The organism is Phenylobacterium sp. (assembly GCF_025351295.1).
Taxonomy (GTDB): Bacteria; Pseudomonadota; Alphaproteobacteria; order Caulobacterales; family Caulobacteraceae; genus Phenylobacterium.
Genome location: NZ_JANXWD010000049.1, coordinates 1 through 13333, shown reverse-complemented (window position 1 = coordinate 13333; position 13333 = coordinate 1). Strand labels below are relative to the sequence as shown.

Here is a 13333-nt window from a genome sequence, read left to right as displayed (position 1 = left end):
GGGCGGCGAGGAGGAGGACGGCGAGGCGCTTCATGTCAGGCGCCGACTATATGTGGCGGCCCCGGACGCGGCTACATCGCCGTCCGCCCGGCGTCAGCGATCCGGTTAGATGAGGTTCCGGTCGCGCCGATCAGTGAAAATAGCCGCCCTCGCGCAGGTCGGTCAGAAGGTCCGGCCCCTCCGGGCTCCATCCCAGGGCGCTGCGGGTCAGGGCGCTGGAGGTCGGGTTGTCGGTGGCGATGAACATCGCCAGGAAGCCGAAATGCGCCGGCGCCTCGTCCTGGGTGAGACTCCGCACCGGGACCCCCAGCCCGGCGCCGATCGCCTCGGCGATGGCGCGCATGGGCACCCCCTCCTCGCCGACCGCGTGCAGGCGCGTTCCGGGCGCGGCGCGTTCGACGGCCCGCCGGAAGACGCGCGCCGCGTCCAGCCGGTGCACCGCCGGCCAGTGGTTCGCGCCATCGCCCACATAGGGCGACACGCCGTGCTCGCGGGCCGCCTCGATCAGCCGGGGCACGAAGCCGTGGTCGCCCGCGCCGTGCACCGTGGGCGGCAGCCGCACGACACTGCCGCGCACCCCGCGGTCGGCCGCCGCCAGCACCATCGCCTCGGACGCCGCGCGCGGGGCCTCGACGCTCAGCGGCGCGTCGCGTTCGGTGGCGGGCCGGGCGTGCTGCACCATCATGGTGCCGGACGCGATGACCAGGGGCTTGTCCGAGCCCTCCAGCGCGCAGGCCAAGGCCTCCACCGCGCGCCGGTCGGTCTCGATATTGGCCATGAACTGCGAGAAGTCGTGGATGAAGGCGGTGTGGATCACGCCCTCACAGGCGCGGGCGCCGGCGACCAGGCTATCGAGGTCGGCCAGGTCGCCGCGATGCGCCTCGACCCCCAGCCGCGCCAGGGCGGCGGCCGAATCGTCGCTGCGCGCCAGGCCGAGCACCTGGTGGCCGGCGCCGATGAGGTCCTGGACGATCGCCGACCCGATGAAGCCTGTGGCTCCGGTGACAAAGACACGCATGACAACCCAGTCCGATGGTGCGCCGCGACCACATCCGCAGCGCTGAAAGGCCTACGATAAGGGCTGTCGGGAGGACGATCTATGCTCTAGCGTCCGCACTTCCTTCGCCATCGTCCAGGAAGCCCATGGACCCGCTCTCCGACGTGCTGTCGCTGCTGAAGCCGCGCAACTACTTCGTCCGCGGGTTTGACGTGGCCGCCCCGTGGTCGATCCAGTTCGGCCGGCATGAGGGCATCAAGTGCTACGCCGTGGTGTCCGGCGAATGCTGGCTGTGCGTGGAGGGCGTTGGCGATTCGGTGCGCCTGCGGGCCGGCGACTGTCTGCTGCTGCCGAGGGGACGACCCTTTCGCCTGACCAGCGATCCGGCGCTGACGCCGATGGACGCCGAGGCGATGATCTCGAGCAGCGGCAACGGCGCCATCGCCGCGTTCAACGGCGGCGGCGACTGCTTCGGGATCGGCGGCTGGTTCGCCTTCGCCGGCCCCTATGCCGGCATCCTGCTGGGCGTGTTGCCGCCCATCGTCCATATCCGCAAGGACACCGACCGGGCGGCCCTGCGCTGGGCGCTGGAGCAGATGATGCAGGAGCTGCGCGAGCCGCTGCCGGGCGGCGATCTGGTGGCGCAGCATCTGGCCCACATGGTGCTGGTGCAGGCGCTGCGCCTGCATCTGGCGGAGGGCTCCAGCGGCGGCGTCGGATGGCTGTTCGCCCTGGCGGACCCGCAGATGAGCGCGGCGATCAACGCCATGCACCAGGAGCCGGCCCTTCGCTGGACCTTGCAGATGCTGGCGGGGCGCGCCGGCATGTCCCGATCCAGCTTCGCGCAGAAATTCAAGGCGACGGTGGGGGCTTCGCCCATGGACTACCTGACCCGCTGGCGTATGCTGCTGGCCGGAGACCGGCTGGAGAATTCCGGCGATCCGATTTCCGCCATCGCCCTGTCGCTGGGCTACGAGTCCGAAAGCGCTTTCAGCACCGCCTTCAAGCGGGTGATGGACGTGTCGCCCCGGACCTACGCACGCCGCCGAAATCCCGCGGCCCCCTCACAGGGCGAGCGGAAGTCTCTCCACGTTTCAGACGGAAGGACGGAGCTTCCGACCGTCAGGCGGAAGGTCGGGAGCGGCCGTTGAGGCCAATCACCCCCGGCCGCCGACCCCGTCGCCGTCGGGCAGCCGCAGCCGGTAGACGCCTTTGAAATCGTCGGGATCGGCCGGCTTGTTGTGGCGCAGGATCACCACCCGGCCCTGGCGGGCAAGGCCGCGGGCGACGGCGCGGACGTGGCCCAGCGTGCGGCGCCAGCTCTCCGGCTCGACGGCGCGGGCGATATCCTCCGGCGACACCGACTTGCCGGGCGCGGCCTTGGCCAGCAGGTCGAAGATGGCGGTCTCGACAGCTTCGCTCATGCTCGGATGATCCTGACGTCGTAGCGCTCAAACTGGCGATCGTGGGTGATCAGAGGGATATCCTCAACCTGGGCCTGAGCGACAAGCAAGCGGTCGAACCCTGAGGCGCCCGGCCGCGCGCTTGATCGCGATTTCCCAGAGGGTCGCGACACTGACGACCCTTTCGGTCTCAGGAGAGCTCAAGACTTTCACGGCCGCGCTTCCCAGCAACTCGGGTTCGAACAGGCTCCAAAGCACAACATGGGTATCCAGAAGGACCCTCAAGTCTCTGGATCGTCCTTCGGGAAGATCTCGCTCTCATCGAACAGGCGCGCGATCTCGTCGTCATACGCGTCGAAGTCCGGCGAGATCCAGATCTGGCCCTTCATCGATCGCATCCAGGCCGGCAGCCCGTCCGGCCGACGCGGTTCATCGACAGACACCACCGCCTCCACCGGGGTCAACCGCACCGCCGGCTTACCGTCGCGGGCGATCACGACCTCTTCCCCGGCTTCCGCCTGCGCGATGAGCTTGGAAAGGTTGGTCTTGGCCAAGTGGATATTGGCGATGACCATGGTTAGCTAACTTAGCTTAGCTAACCTGGAATTTCCACCTCAGCCGCCCCGCTTCAGGGTCTCGCGGGCGATGATCACCTGCTGGATCTGGCTAGTGCCCTCGTAGATCCGGAAGATGCGGACATCGCGGTAGAAGCGCTCGATTCCGTATTCGGCGATGTAGCCGGCGCCGCCGAAGATCTGCACCGCCTTGTCGCCCACCCGGCCCACCATCTCGGAGGCGAAGTACTTGGCCGCCGCGCCCTCCATGGTGACGTTCTGGCCCAGGTCGCGCTTGCGGGCGGTCTCCAGGGTCAGGGCCCGTGCCGCCAGCGCCTCGGTCTTGCAGTCCGCGAGCATGCCCTGGACCAGCTGGAAGCCGCTCAGCGGCTGGCCGAACTGCTTGCGCTCGGTGGCGTAGGCCACGCAGTCGGCGATCAACCGCTCGGCGACGCCGACGCAGAGGGCGGAGATATGCAGGCGGCCCTTGTCGAGCACCCGCATGGCGACCTTGAAGCCCTCACCCTCCTGGCCGATGCGGTTCTCCACCGGCACGCGGACGTTGTCAAACATGACGTCGCAGACGTGGGCCCCCTGCTGGCCCATCTTCTTCTCGGGCTTGCCGACGCTGACGCCAGGCAGGTCGCGCGGGACCAGGAAGGCCGAGACCCCGCCGCCGCCTTTGATCTCCGGATTGCTCCGCGCCATCACCGTGAACAGGTCGGCCGTGTTGGCGTTGGTGATGTAACGCTTGGACCCGTTCAGGACGTAGTGGTCCCTGTCCCGGATGGCGCGGGTCTGCACCGCGGCGCTGTCGGAGCCGGCCTCCGGCTCGGTCAGCGCGAAGGAGGTGATGATCTCGCCGGACGCGATGCCGGGCAGGTACTTTGCCTTCTGGGCCTCGGTGCCGAACATCACCAGCGCCTGGGAGCCGATCCCGACGTTGGTGCCGAAGGTGGAGCGGAACGCCGGGCTGGTGCGGCCGAGTTCGATCACCACCAGGCACTCGTCCTCCATGGAGAGTTCCAGGCCGCCGTAAGCTTCGGGAATCGACAGGCCGAACAGGCCCAGCGCCTTCATCTCGTCGATGAGGTCCTGGGGCATGGCGTCGTCCTCGGCCACCTTGGCCTCGAGCGGGCGCAGGCGTTCGGTGACGAAGCGGCGGACGGTGTCGATCAGCTGGTCGCGGGTCTCGGCGTCGAGCGCCATCGGGCGGTCCTCTAGGGCTTGCAGGTTGTCTTGATGGGGACCGAGCGCAGCTTCTTGCCGGAGCTGTCGTATTCCTCCCGCCAGGTCTGGACGCCGATGTTCGGGCGCGAGGTGCAGCCCTGGACCGGCTTCAGGTGCTTGCGCTTGGCCCAGGCGGGCACGCCGTTGGCGTCGACCGCGTTCTCGATGTTGGCCGGCTTGACCGCGAGCGCCGCGGCGTCTGGCGGGGGGGTGTGGGCCGCAGGGGTTTCGGGGGCGGCGAGCAGCAGGGCCGCGAGAAGCGCGATCATCGATTCAGACCTTTGCCAAGGCCCCAAACTAGGGTTTGAAGCGGCGCGGGGCAAACCCTTCGCACGAGTTTCGAGGGACCGATGGACGGCGGCGTCACCGAGAACACCTATATCTCGAAGCTCATCACCGTGCAGGAGGGCGAGTGGGCCGGCTGGTCCTGCTATCCCGGCGGCGACCCCTACGAGGACCTGGCGGGGCCTTTCTACTATCGGGTCGGCGACGACGGGCGCGCGGTGTGCGCGTTCCGGGCCGAGTACAAGCACCTGAACGGCGGCGGCTTCCTGCATGGCGGCTGCGTGATGACCTTCGCCGACTTCGCCCTGTTCGTGATCGCCCGCGACGTGATCGACGGCAGCCGCACCGTCACCGCCACCTTCAACGGCGAACTGGTGGGCACGGCGCACGAAGGCGACCTGGTGGAATGCACGGGCGAGGTGGTGAAGGCAGGCCGCAGCATGGTGTTCGTGCGCGGGATCATCACCTCCAAGGGCGAGCCGGTGATGAGCTTCTCCTCGGTGCTGAAGAAGATGGGATCGCGCAGCTAGCGGCCATTGCGCCGGCGCCGACTGGACAGGGGCCGCAAGCGGCCCCAGCTATTGGCGATAAGAAAACGCCCGGGAGAGCGCCCATGATCGAAGCGGCCTGCCATTGCGGCGCCGCGCGCCTGACGGCGCCGGCCGCGCCGACCGAGGTCTCGGAGTGCAACTGCTCGATCTGCCGCCGGCTGGGCGCGCGCTGGGCCTACTACAGCCCGCGGGACGTCACGCTGCCGGACGGCCGGCGGACCGAACCCTATGTCTGGGGCGACCGGATGCTGGCGTTCCACCGCTGCCGCACCTGCGGCGTGGTCACTCACTGGCAGAGCCTGGACGGGACCCGGGACCGGATGGCGATCAATGCGCGGCTGGTGGACGGGCTGGACTGGGACCACATCCGGATCCGGCCGTTCGACGGGGCCAACACCTGGCGCTACCTGGACGAAGACTAGGTGCTGCTCTCGGTCCTGGACCTGTCGCCGGTGACCGGCGGGGCCACCCAGGCCCAGGCGGTGCGCGAGACCATCGAGGTGGCCAAGGCCGCCGAGCGGCTGGGCTATCACCGCTTCTGGATGGCCGAGCACCACAATATCCAGGGCCTGGGCTCGCCGAATCCGGAGATTCTGATCGCCGCGATCAGCCAGCAGACAAGCCGCATCCGGCTGGGCTCCGGCGGGGTGATGCTGGTCAACTATTCGCCGCTCAAGGTGGCGGAGACCTTCATGGAGCTGGAGGCGCTGGCGCCAGGGCGGATCGACCTGGGCCTGGGCCGCGCGCTGGGGGCCGACGCGCGGACCGGCGGGGCGTTGCGCTCGGTCGGGTCCGACGCCTTTCCGCAGTATTTCCAGCTGCTGACCACCTGGCTGCTGGACGCCAGCGGCGCGGTCCCGATGCCCGACGGCCACCCGATCCACGACATCAAGGCCAACCCGTCCGGTCCCTCCCACCCGGACGTGTTCGTGCTGTGCACCTCGGAGGAGAGCGCCACCTTCGCGGGCATGATGGGCGTGGGCATGGTGTTCGCGGAATTCATCGCCCGCAGCGAGGCCGGGCCGGCGGTGGCCGCCTATCGCCGGACCTTTCAGCCCTCGGCGTTCCGGACCGAGCCCTGGGCCGGGACGGCGGTGGTGGCCTATGCGGCGCAGACGATGGAGCAGGCCTGGCGGGAGGATGCGCCGCGGCGGGCGGGCACGGTCTCGATGCTGTCCGGCCGGCGCCGGCGGTTTCCGGACGCCGCGGAGGCCGAGGCCTTCCTGGCCGAATGGAAGGGCACGCCGCTGCTCGCCGAGGTGGAGGGCCGCACCCTGGCGGGCGACGCCGGCTTCATCCGCGAAAAGCTGGCGGCCAAGGCTGCCTCGGCCGGAGCCGATGAGGTATTCGTCATGGCCACTGGGCCGTCGCTGGCGACGCGCATCGCCTCGCTGGAGCTGATCAAGCCGCCATGAGACCCGCCCTCGCCGTGATCTGCCTGACGCTGTTCGCCGCGCCCGCCTGGGCAAAGACCGGGCCCTTCAAGCCCTGGATCGACGGGACGGCGGCGTCGGAGCCTACCACCCAGACCCAGCGCTACGACCGCGACACCTATGTGATCCGCCAGTCGGTGAAGACCAATTTCGAGGCCCCGTTCCTGTACCTGCTGTTCGGCAGGGACCGGGCCCTGCTGCTGGATAGCGGCGCCGGCGGCACGCCGATCCGCCCGGCGGTGGACGCCGCCATCGCCCAGTGGCTGGCCGAGCATCACCGCGCCTCGATCCCGCTGATCGTCGCCCACACCCACGGCCACGGCGACCACCACATGGGCGACGACGAATTCCAGGCGCGGCCGGATACCACCGTGGTGGGCCTGAAGCCGGAGGAGGTGGCGGCCTTCTTCAGGATCGCCGACTGGCCGCTTCAGGTGGTCGGCTTCGACCTGGGCGGGCGGACCCTGCAGGTGATCCCCGCGCCAGGGCACCAGCCGGCGCACATCATGATCTGGGACCCGCGCACCCGCTGGCTACTGAGCGGCGACACCCTCTATCCCGGCCGGCTGTATGTGCCGGTCAACCGCTTCGGCGACTTCCGCGACAGCCTCGACCGGGTCGCGGCCTTTACCGCCAGCCACCGCGTCAGCCGGGTGATGGGCGCCCACATCGAGATGACCCGCCAGCCCGGCAAGGACCTGCCCGACGCGGTCCTGGTCCATGCCGACGAGCACGTCCTGGAACTGCCCTACGCCGACCTTCTGGAGCTGCAGGCGGCGGTCCACGCCATGGGCGACAAGGCGGCCCGCGACGTCCATCCGGACTTCATCGTGACGCCGATCCCCCCGAGGTAGGGGGAAACCCCTCGCCCGGTGAGGGAATCCGCTCGCTCGATTCGCAGAACCGGCCATATTGCGGCGTCCCTCCGCGGGGGTGGAACGGATAGAGCCGGGTTTTGCGCGCCCCGGCGGCCCACAAGACGGGCCAGAGGACATTGCGGCCAATGCCGACGCTCGCGTTTGAGACCACGACCTATCGTTCGCTGGACGTCCGTGCGGGCACGTTGCTGGTGCAGCTGGACCCCGACGCCTCCGACACGACGCTGAACCAGGCGCTGCTGGGCGTCGGCCATTTCGCAGGCGACGCGGGGCCGGGCGGGCTGCAGACCCTGGTGCTGGATCCCGGCCAGTCGCTGGAGCACGCGCTCAGCCTGATCTCGCAGCTGCCGGGCGTGCGCACCGCCGAGCCGGACTACGTCTACCACGCCCTGGACGACCTCACCGGCAGCGGCGCCAGCAACGGCAATGTCAACGCCGGCACGGACGAGACCGGCTTCGACGTCAGCAACGACCCTGGCGTCACCGGCGGCCAGGCCTGGGGCATGTACGGCGACACCACGACCCGGGTGAACGCCTTCGGCAGCCAGGCCGGCGAGGCCTGGACGGCCGGCTACACGGGCTCGACCAAGGTGGCCGTGGGCCTGGTGGACACCGGCGTGGACTACACCGCGCCCGACCTCTACCTGAATATCTGGCTCAACCAGAACGAGATTCCGGTCGCCTTCAAGGCCAATCTGACCGACGTAGACGGCGACGGCCGGATCACCTTCCGCGACCTGAACGCCGCCGCCAACGCGGCCTATGTCACCGACGTGAACGGCAACGGCCGGATCGACGCCGGCGATCTGCTGCACGACAACCGCTGGTCGGACGGGGTCGACCAGGACAACAACGGCCTGACCGACGACCTGATCGGCTGGGACTTCCTCAACAACGACAACGACCCGATGGACGACGTCGGCCACGGCACGCACGTGGCGGGGATCATCGCCGCGCAGGGCGGCAACGGCATCGGCGTCGCCGGGGTCACCTGGTCCACCCAGCTGATCGTGGCCAAGTTCCTGGGCCCGGACGGCGGCTTCAGCTCGGACGCGGCGAGCGCGCTGGACTATGTCACCGCCGCTTCGACCGCCGCCGGCGCCATCAACGTGGTGGCGACAAACAACAGCTGGGGCGGCACGGCGGCGTCCTTCGCCGTCAGCGCCGCCATCGGCCGCGGCGCGACCGCCGATATCCTGTTCGTGGCCGCGGCCGGTAACGGCGGCGCCGACCAGATCGGGGACAACAACGACAGCACGCCGACCTATCCGGCCAGCTACGACACCCTGGGCGCGGCGGGCTACGACGCGGTGATCTCGGTGGCGTCGATCACCAGCACCGGCGGCCTGTCCTCGTTCTCCAACTATGGCGTGGCCAGCGTCGACCTGGGCGCCCCCGGCTCGACGATCTACTCGACCCTTCCGGGCGGCCTCTACGGCAACATGAGCGGCACCTCGATGGCGACGCCGTTCGTCACCGGGGCCATCGCGCTCTATGCGGCGGCCGTCCCCGGCGCCTCGGCGGCGCAGATCCGCGCCGACCTGCTGGCCTCGACGATCCCCACCGCCTCCCTGGCCGGCAAGACCGTGACCGGCGGGCGGCTGGACGTCTCCAGCTTCGTCTACCGCGGCTCGCCCGGCGGGGTGACCGACACCGGCACAGCCGCCAACGACACCTTCTCGCTCACCTCCGCGCCCGCCGGCCAGTCCAAGGCCAGCGTGTTCAACGACACCCTCGTGGCCATGGATGGCGCCGACAAGCTGGACGGCGGTCCCGGCGCGGACCGCATGGTCGGCGGGCCGGGCAACGACACCTACACGGTCGAGAACCCGGGCGACGTGGTGGTCGAGCAGCCGAACGAGGGCGTCGACCTGGTCAACAGCTCGATCAGCTATCTGCTGGGGCCCAACCTCGAGAAGCTGACGCTGACCGGGACCGCGGCCATCAACGGCACGGGCAACGAGCTGGCCAACACCATCACCGGGAACGCCGGCGCCAATGTGCTGACCGGGGCCGACGGCGACGACATCCTGACCGGCGGCGCGGGGACCGACACCCTCATCGGCGGCATCGGCAACGACTGGCTGACCGGCGGGACCGAAGCCGATACCATGACCGGCGGCCCTGGCGACGACACCTACGACGTCGACAACGCCGGCGACCTGGTGGTCGAACTGCCGGGCGAAGGCAACGACCTGGTCAACAGCTCGATCAGCTATGTCCTGGGCCCCAACTTCGAGAAGCTGACGCTGACCGGGACCGCGGCCATCAACGGCACGGGCAACGAGCTGGCCAACACCATCACCGGAAACACCGGCGCCAATGTGCTGACCGGGGCCGACGGCGACGATATCCTGACCGGCGGCGCGGGGACCGACACCCTCATCGGCGGCATCGGTAACGACAGGCTGACCGGCGGGACCGAGGCCGATACCATGACCGGCGGCCCCGGCGACGACACCTATGACGTCGACGACGCCGGCGACCTGGTGGTCGAACTGCCGGGCGAAGGCAACGATCTGGTCAACGCCTCGGTCAGCTACACGCTCGCGCCCAATGTGGAGCGGCTGACCCTGACCGGGACGGCGTCGATCGACGCCACCGGCAACGGCCTGGACAACGCCATCACCGGCAACACCGGCGACAATGTGCTGAGCGGCCTGGACGGCGCCGATACCCTGACCGGCGGGACGGGGAACGACACCCTGCTGGGCGGGATCGGCGACGACAAGCTGACCGGCGGCCTGGGCGCCGATCGCATGGACGGCGGCGCCGGCAACGACACCTTCTACGTGGACGACCCCGGCGACGTGGTGGTCGAGGCGCCGGGCGAGGGCAACGACCTGGTCTCCAGCGCCGTGAGCTTCACGCTCTCGGCCAACGTGGAACGGCTGACCCTGACCGGCGCGCTGGCGATCGATGGGACGGGCAACGCGCTGGCCAATTCGATCACCGGCAACGCAGCCGCCAATCTGCTGATGGGCGCGGATGGGGCCGACACCCTTAGCGGGGGCGCCGGCGACGACACCCTCGACGGCGGGGCGGGTATCGACCGGCTGACCGGCGGGGCGGGCGCCGACCGCTTCGTGTTCCAGACCGGCCAGGCGGCCGGGGACGTGGTGCTCGACTTCGCGCTCGGCGACCACCTTGAGCTGCACGGCTATGGCGCCGGCTCGACCCTGACCAAGGTGGTGGGGAGCCTGACGAACTGGACGGTCACCGACGGGGTCACCCACGCGACCGAGATCATCACCCTGGCGAACAAATACGCCCTGGCGGCCGGCGACTACATCTTCACCTAGGGCCGCGGCGCGGCGCGCGCGGTCACGCGGCGGGACGCTGCGGCATGCCGGCCTTGGCGGCGGGGCGCTCACGCATCGCCTGGGCCCAGCGGACCACGTGGATCAGGTCCTCGGGCGGACGGAACTTGATCATCCGGCCGAAGTCGATGCCGACGAAGGCGACGATGTCAGCGATGGTCAGCCGCCCGGCCGCCAGCCAATCGCCCTCGGCCAGCCGTCGGTCCAGCACCTTCAGCGCCCGCGTGCCGGTCTCGATATTGTGCCGGCCCACGGTCGGCTCCTGCTGCTCCAGGGCGGCCATGCCGGGGTGGGTGTGGCGCACGCCGATCATCAGCGGGGTGGCGACCATCAGCTCGGCGCGGCGCATCCACATCTCGATCACCGCGGTCTCCTGCGGCGTGCGGCCGAACAGGTTGGGCTCGGGATAGACGCTTTCGAGATAGCGGCAGATGGCGATGGATTCGGTGATGCAGGTCCCGTCGTCCAGCTCCAGCATCGGCACGTTGGCGAGGCCCGCCTTGCGCAGGTATTCCGGGGTCTTGTGCTGGCCCTCGATGATGTTGAGCGTCACCACCTCGACGTCGGCGATCGCCTTCTCCGCCATGAACCAGCGCACCCGGCGCGGGTTCGGCGCGAGCGGGGTGTCGTAGAGTTTCATGGGCGGAGCTCCCTATCGGCGGCCGCTACGGTAGCGCCCGTCCCTGCCCTTGAGGCAAGTGGCACACGGGGTCATGTCCCCCCTGACTCCGTACCCAATACCGCTCATCCCGGCGAAGGCCGGGATGAGCGGGTGTTGTTGTCTATGGTTTTGAAATTTCAAAGGTCTGATTGAGACTGGTTGCTAGCCGTTCCCGAACAGGCCGGCCGGCAGCAGGCCGACGATGGAGGCGGTCAGGCAGGTGGCCAGGAAGCCGGCCATCATCGCCTTCCAGACCATGCCGACGATCTCGTTGCGCCGCTCGGGCACCAGGACCGAGAAGCCGGCCAGGTTGATGCCCACCGAGGCGACGTTGGCGAAGCCGCATAGCGCATAGGTCATCAGGATGCGGGTACGCGGGTCGATGGCCGTCACCGGGATCGCACCCATCTTGATGAAGGCGGTGAACTCGGTCAGCACCAGCTTCACGCCCAGCAGGGAGCCGGCGGTGGGCGCGTCCTTCCAGGGCACGCCGATGGCCCAGGCGAGGGGGGCGAAGACGATGCCCAGGCCGCGCTCGACGGTCAGCGGCGCGCCGCCGACGTCGCCGGGGATGCCCAGGATCTTGTTCAGCATGGCGACCAGGGCCACGAACACGATCAGGGTGGCGCCCACGTTCAGCACGATCTGCAGGCCGTCGGTGGTGCCCTTGATCAGGGCGTCGATTGAGCTGTCGTACTTCTTCGCGGCCAGCGGGTCGTAGGTCTGCACCTGCTCGATGGCGGCGTCGCGCGGCACGATGATCCGGGCCAGCAGCACGCCGGCCGGCGCCGAGACGATGGAGGCGGTCAGCACGTGGGCCGCCGCGTTGGGCAGTACGTCCTTCAGGATGGTCGCATAGGCCACCATGGTGGAGCCGGAGACGCAGGCCATGCCGACCGCGATCAGCATGAACAGCTCGGAGCGCGACAGGCTGGGCAGGTAGCTGCGGATGAAGATCGGGCCTTCGACCTGGCCCATGAACACGGTGGCGGCGGTGGCGAGCGCGGGGGGCCCGCGCAGGCCCATGGTCTTCTCGAACACCACGCCGAACGCCTGGGTGATCCAGACCAGGATCTTCCAGTGCCAGAGCAGCGCCGCCAGCGCACAGACCACCAGGATCACCGGCAGCACCCGGAAGGCGAACACGAACAGCGAGCCGGGGTCGGTCAGCGTGTACGGCTGGTTGGGCGTGCCGGCCAGGAAGCCGAACACGAACGCCACGCCGGCCTGGGTGGAGCTGGCCAGGCCGTCGACCGCGATGCCCACGTGCAGCAGCGCGTCGCGCAGCGGCGGCACGCCGAACAGGGCCAGCACCAGGATCATCTGGGTCAGGATCGCCCCGATGGCGAGTTTCCACGGAAACCGCCGCCGATTCTCCGACACCGCCCAGCAGGCCAGCAGCACCACGGCCACCCCGACCAGGCTCTGGGCGTTCTGCAAACTGAACATGCATCCCCCGACGCGCCGCCGAGTCACCGGCCTGGACGCAATTAAGGGCCCCAGTTGATCGGCAAGCGCAAGGCGCGGCGGCACAGGGTCGCTTCCGCGTCCAGATCCTGCGCGGGGATGAGCGGCATTGAAGCTGTCGCTAGGCCGAGGTGGAGATCAGGCTGCCGGCGCGGTAGGGCGTGGCCGCCGGGCTGGCGGGCGCGGCGGCGGCCGGGGCGGCGCCGCTCACCAGCTTCCGGGCTTCCGGGGACAGGTCGACACGGTCCTTGGCGCGGTCGCCACCGAACAGCTGCAGCACGGACTGGGTCCAGCCGGTGGAGTTGTTGTCGCGGCGCAGCGACAGCTTGAGGGCGGCGGCGAACTGCGCGTCGCCGGACTTCCGGACCGCCGCGGCGTGGTCGAGCATGCCGTTGGCGCCGACCACGCCGGCGTCCTGCATGTAGTTGACCATCTTCAGCTGGGCGGCGGTGTTGTCGCGCCAGGCCTGGACGTCGGCGAACGGCGCGGCGCCGGTCCGGTCGGCCGCGCCCAGGGTGGCGCGGAAGAGCAGGTTCTGGTCCGCGGCCGACAGG

At 69.6% G+C, this 13333-nt stretch carries 14 protein-coding genes; 6 read left to right on the top strand and 8 right to left on the bottom strand.

The window, feature by feature from the left end:
* Positions 1–130 precede the first annotated feature (130 nt).
* Positions 131–1018 (bottom strand): SDR family oxidoreductase, encoded by an 888-nt coding sequence (locus Q0R13_RS07905; RefSeq protein ID WP_293902011.1) that lies wholly within the window; start codon positions 1016–1018, stop codon positions 131–133.
* A 125-nt stretch (positions 1019–1143) separates the two neighbouring features.
* Between Q0R13_RS07905 and Q0R13_RS07900 the strand changes: the two genes are divergently transcribed.
* Positions 1144–2148 (top strand): AraC family transcriptional regulator, encoded by a 1005-nt coding sequence (locus Q0R13_RS07900; protein ID WP_293902008.1) that lies wholly within the window; start codon positions 1144–1146, stop codon positions 2146–2148.
* Between the two features lie 6 nt (positions 2149–2154).
* Here Q0R13_RS07900 and Q0R13_RS07895 read toward each other — a convergent pair whose 3' ends face one another.
* The 4 genes from Q0R13_RS07895 to Q0R13_RS07880 form a co-directional block, all read right to left on the bottom strand.
* Positions 2155–2421, bottom strand: a complete 267-nt coding sequence (locus tag Q0R13_RS07895; RefSeq protein WP_293902005.1) for a DUF3253 domain-containing protein — start codon at positions 2419–2421, stop codon at positions 2155–2157.
* 260 nt (positions 2422–2681) lie between these two features.
* Complete coding sequence (locus tag Q0R13_RS07890; RefSeq protein ID WP_293902003.1) at positions 2682–2975, bottom strand: type II toxin-antitoxin system prevent-host-death family antitoxin; 294 nt, start codon at positions 2973–2975, stop codon at positions 2682–2684.
* Positions 2976–3014: 39 nt separating this feature from the next.
* Positions 3015–4163, bottom strand: a complete 1149-nt coding sequence (locus tag Q0R13_RS07885; protein WP_293902000.1) for an acyl-CoA dehydrogenase family protein — start codon at positions 4161–4163, stop codon at positions 3015–3017.
* An 11-nt stretch (positions 4164–4174) separates the two neighbouring features.
* Complete coding sequence (locus Q0R13_RS07880) at positions 4175–4453, bottom strand: hypothetical protein (RefSeq protein ID WP_293901997.1); 279 nt, start codon at positions 4451–4453, stop codon at positions 4175–4177.
* Between the two features lie 81 nt (positions 4454–4534).
* Here Q0R13_RS07880 and Q0R13_RS07875 point away from each other — a divergent pair, with 81 nt between their 5' ends.
* The 5 genes from Q0R13_RS07875 to Q0R13_RS07855 all read left to right on the top strand — a co-directional run bounded on the left by Q0R13_RS07875 (position 4535) and on the right by Q0R13_RS07855 (position 10633).
* A complete protein-coding gene (locus tag Q0R13_RS07875) occupies positions 4535–4999 on the top strand; it encodes a PaaI family thioesterase (protein ID WP_293901994.1) in 465 nt (154 codons plus the stop codon).
* A gap of 83 nt (positions 5000–5082) precedes the next feature.
* On the top strand, positions 5083–5442 hold the full coding sequence (locus tag Q0R13_RS07870; RefSeq protein ID WP_293901991.1) for a GFA family protein: 360 nt from the start codon (positions 5083–5085) through the stop codon (positions 5440–5442).
* Positions 5443–6435, top strand: a complete 993-nt coding sequence (locus Q0R13_RS07865; RefSeq protein WP_293901988.1) for an MsnO8 family LLM class oxidoreductase — start codon at positions 5443–5445, stop codon at positions 6433–6435. It abuts the gene before it with no gap.
* Positions 6432–7307: an MBL fold metallo-hydrolase gene (locus Q0R13_RS07860; protein WP_293901985.1), complete on the top strand. Its 876-nt coding sequence runs from the start codon at positions 6432–6434 to the stop codon at positions 7305–7307. The genes Q0R13_RS07865 and Q0R13_RS07860 overlap by 4 nt, the downstream gene beginning before the upstream one ends.
* 149 nt (positions 7308–7456) lie before the next feature.
* Positions 7457–10633, top strand: coding sequence for a S8 family serine peptidase (locus Q0R13_RS07855; protein WP_293901982.1), 3177 nt, complete (start codon positions 7457–7459; stop codon positions 10631–10633).
* 22 nt (positions 10634–10655) lie between these two features.
* On the opposite strand, the gene Q0R13_RS07850 is transcribed toward Q0R13_RS07855, so the two are convergent.
* From Q0R13_RS07850 to Q0R13_RS07840, 3 genes are all read right to left on the bottom strand, one after another.
* On the bottom strand, positions 10656–11291 hold the full coding sequence (locus tag Q0R13_RS07850; protein ID WP_293901979.1) for a glutathione S-transferase family protein: 636 nt from the start codon (positions 11289–11291) through the stop codon (positions 10656–10658).
* 183 nt (positions 11292–11474) lie between these two features.
* A complete protein-coding gene (locus tag Q0R13_RS07845) occupies positions 11475–12761 on the bottom strand; it encodes a nucleoside transporter C-terminal domain-containing protein (protein ID WP_293901977.1) in 1287 nt (428 codons plus the stop codon).
* Between the two features lie 139 nt (positions 12762–12900).
* A partial coding sequence (locus Q0R13_RS07840; protein WP_293901975.1) for a hypothetical protein occupies positions 12901–13333 on the bottom strand: 433 nt, incomplete at its 5' end.